Origin of the sequence: Paenibacillus sp. F411, assembly GCF_017582705.1 — a bacterium.
GTDB classification, from domain to species: domain Bacteria; phylum Bacillota; class Bacilli; order Paenibacillales; family Paenibacillaceae; genus Paenibacillus_AQ; species Paenibacillus_AQ algicola.
On record NZ_JAGFIP010000038.1, the window covers coordinates 1 to 2797 of the forward strand.

Annotated in this window: 3 protein-coding genes and 2 pseudogenes; 1 reads left to right on the forward strand and 4 read right to left on the reverse strand. The window is 41.6% G+C overall.

All coding sequences use genetic code 11. The annotated features are described in order from the left end of the window. Positions 1 to 339, forward strand: a pseudogene (locus tag JJQ72_RS20105) (transposase); the annotation flags it as partial. 172 nt (positions 340 to 511) lie between these two features. On the opposite strand, the gene JJQ72_RS20110 reads toward JJQ72_RS20105, so the two are convergent. From JJQ72_RS20110 to JJQ72_RS20595, 4 genes and pseudogenes are all read right to left on the reverse strand, one after another. Then, positions 512 to 955 carry a DUF4304 domain-containing protein gene (locus JJQ72_RS20110; protein WP_208204773.1) on the reverse strand — a complete coding sequence of 148 codons (444 nt, stop codon included), beginning with the start codon at positions 953 to 955 and terminating at the stop codon, positions 512 to 514. 13 nt (positions 956 to 968) lie between these two features. Beyond that, positions 969 to 1667: an RHS repeat-associated core domain-containing protein gene (locus tag JJQ72_RS20115; RefSeq protein WP_208204774.1), complete on the reverse strand. Its 699-nt coding sequence runs from the start codon at positions 1665 to 1667 to the stop codon at positions 969 to 971. Further along, positions 1664 to 1885, reverse strand: a complete 222-nt coding sequence (locus JJQ72_RS20120) for a hypothetical protein (RefSeq protein ID WP_208204775.1) — start codon at positions 1883 to 1885, stop codon at positions 1664 to 1666. The genes JJQ72_RS20115 and JJQ72_RS20120 overlap by 4 nt, the downstream gene beginning before the upstream one ends. Before the next feature lie 110 nt (positions 1886 to 1995). Beyond that, positions 1996 to 2244 (reverse strand): annotated as a pseudogene (locus JJQ72_RS20595) (recombinase family protein); the annotation flags it as partial. Between the last annotated feature and the right edge of the window lie 553 nt (positions 2245 to 2797).

Genomic DNA, 2797 nt, shown 5'->3' on the forward strand with positions numbered 1-2797 from the left:
AACAGAGGACATGGCTCTGCTCGAATTGGATCGGTTTGAGGAGATCTGGGGCGCCAAATATCCACTCATTGTCCGTTCCTGGCGCAATAATTGGGAAGGAACTCGCCACGTTCTTTAAGTACCCACCTGAGCTTCGTAAGCTCATTTATACGACCAATATGATTGGGAGCTACCACCGCCAACTCCGTAAAGTGACGAAAGGGAAAAGCATCTTCCCTACGGATGAATCTCTTCTCAAAATGCTCTATTTAGTGACGGTCGATGTCACCCGCATGGGGTCAGATCCTGCTTCAATTATCCGTCTTTTATCCTGAACGGATTGGCCAGCATCTGCCTTAAAGAGCATCTTCTTCTCTTAACATTAACAGGGGAACTCTTGATTTAGAGTTTACACAAACTTATTGACAGACCCAACTATTCGTCACTGGGTAGCCCCACCAATAAAAAAGAAACCTTGAAAGGCATTTAGCCAATCAAGGTTTCATCATAAAATTATTTTATGGCTACCTTTTTATCCTTCTATGCCTAAGTACTTTTTAACTACCATTTTAGTTTGATATAACAGGACTGGCTTATCGTTTAATAGTTTTTTTAACCCTTCAAGTTCTAATGATGGGTCAACTAATTCCAAAATATTTTTCTTTAAAGAAGTAATAATAACATTACTTTCGCTTAATTGGTCTATTGGTAAGCAGTCAACTTTATTCCCATCAACTTCAAAGTAGAACCTACATCTAATGTCACCATCAACATCTCTTGGTAATTCAAGACTAGGGTTAATTTCTTTTATTACTATCCCCACATTCACATAGAAACAATTTGAATGATTTGATTTTTGTAAACCTAGAGAACATATAACTTCATCACTAGTTTTATAATAAAATTTACCTTTTTTAACGAAACCGTTTGATAATAAACAGTCATTAACAATTTTTTTAAATTCTTTCTTTTCCACTGCTCTATTCACCTCAATACACGTCTAATTTTGTTTTCCAATCTCCACCATATATCCCTTCAACCTCTTTCTTATACCTTTCTAGCTGTCTATTACCTTGTCTCATTGCTCTAGGGTTATATGATTTTAGTTCGTATATTATTTTTTTCTCAAAATCAATAAAGTCAATTCTTTTTCCACTTGGCAAACGAAATTCTTTTTCTCTTACACCTTCTAATACCTTATCTGATTTATAAGATTTATGCATTTGTTGTCCAAGTTTTAAACTTGATTTTGTATATGGTTTATCTATACCCTTACGCTTCCCCGCCTGAATCGCATCCAGCCCCAGCGGGTCCACAAACGTCACCGGATTGCCGTTTACATACGCGAAGCGGTTCATGCTGAGCCCCAGGCTCACTTCTCCTCGCAGCACATCGCGGTTCATAAACCGCTTGATCTCCGGGTTATAGTATCGCGCGCGCATGTAGTAGAGGCCGTTGATGTCAGTCTGTACACCATCGCGGCCGTTGTAGGCGAACGGCTGGCGGGTCGTGCCCTCGTGCTTCACAAGTTCGCCGAAGGCGCCATAGGTATAGCGGTCGGTGACGTCGTCTTCTTCATCTGTGAGCCGTGTCGTACTGCCGCGCAGATCGTAATGGTAGCTTTGGTAGCGCCCGTCTGCGCTCTCGCGGCCAATCAGGCCGAGCCCGTAGACATAGGCGGCGCTCACTCTGCCCGCCTCATCGGTCTCCAGCAGCAGCTGGCTGTACTGGTCTGGCCCTTCACGTTCATCCAGGTCCGCTCGTTCTCTGCATTATAACCGTACGTAATACTGCCGGCCTGGACCAGGCGGTCCCGGGCATCGTAGACAAAATCCTGGCTTCGTCCGCGCAGCCGCCCTCGGAGAAGGTTGCCGTCTTCGTCCACGGCAACGTCCTCGCCGTTCACACTTCTCAGGCGGTTTATACTTCTTGCACTTTTTGCATAATAAAATCGAACAATACATCACCAAAATCATTAGCAATTACTTTATAACTTTGCCTGTCCAACTATCCAGCTACCACATAATTAACCTGGACAGACGAAAGGTGAGCCAACATTTCTTGTAAGCCCACCCTGTCTATTTCTAGTGCTTCTTCCTTTAGTTATGCGCCACTAATCCCTTCGTCTCCTCTCTAAAAATATGTATCAAGTTAAAACCCTGTTCTTCACAGTATGCTTTGATTTTCTTCTTCTTGAAATGTTAAGCTATATCCCTCTCTTGCTTGTCCTTGAGTTGAGACTCGTATATACCCAACGACATTCAACTTTTCACCCTCCCGTTACGGAAATTAAAATTTATGTAACGCTTTTTAGCGAATAGCGAGTATTATACGACCGTCTCTAGTAAAAATACAACCCATAATTTATAAGTCAAGATAGCAAAAGAACACACTTTTTCACGATACCCATTGTTTATCGCCACGAGCTTTGTCATTCTCGTTAGTTTGTTGTCCACTCCATGTCATAAATACCCCTGCCATGTAAAATGTCATCTCGCCTAATTATCGTACGGGTCTCCCTATCCAAGTATTAAAACCAAACTCCATGATGGTACTACCTTCATGAGCTCTGAATCCTAATACATCACATTTAATAACCATGAACAAGTTTAATTTGAACAATTCACAAAATACACTTATTTTTCACCATGTGCTTAATGTGGTCTTTTACATCCTGAGTTCCCGGATTGTGTAACGATGCTGAACGAAAAAGTCGCGTAGTGACAAGGAGTTTCCTTAAAAAAATGGTTGATTTTACCTCGTCATACATATAAAATGTGTAACGAGGTTGGTGTTCATTATGGCTATCATTTATCAA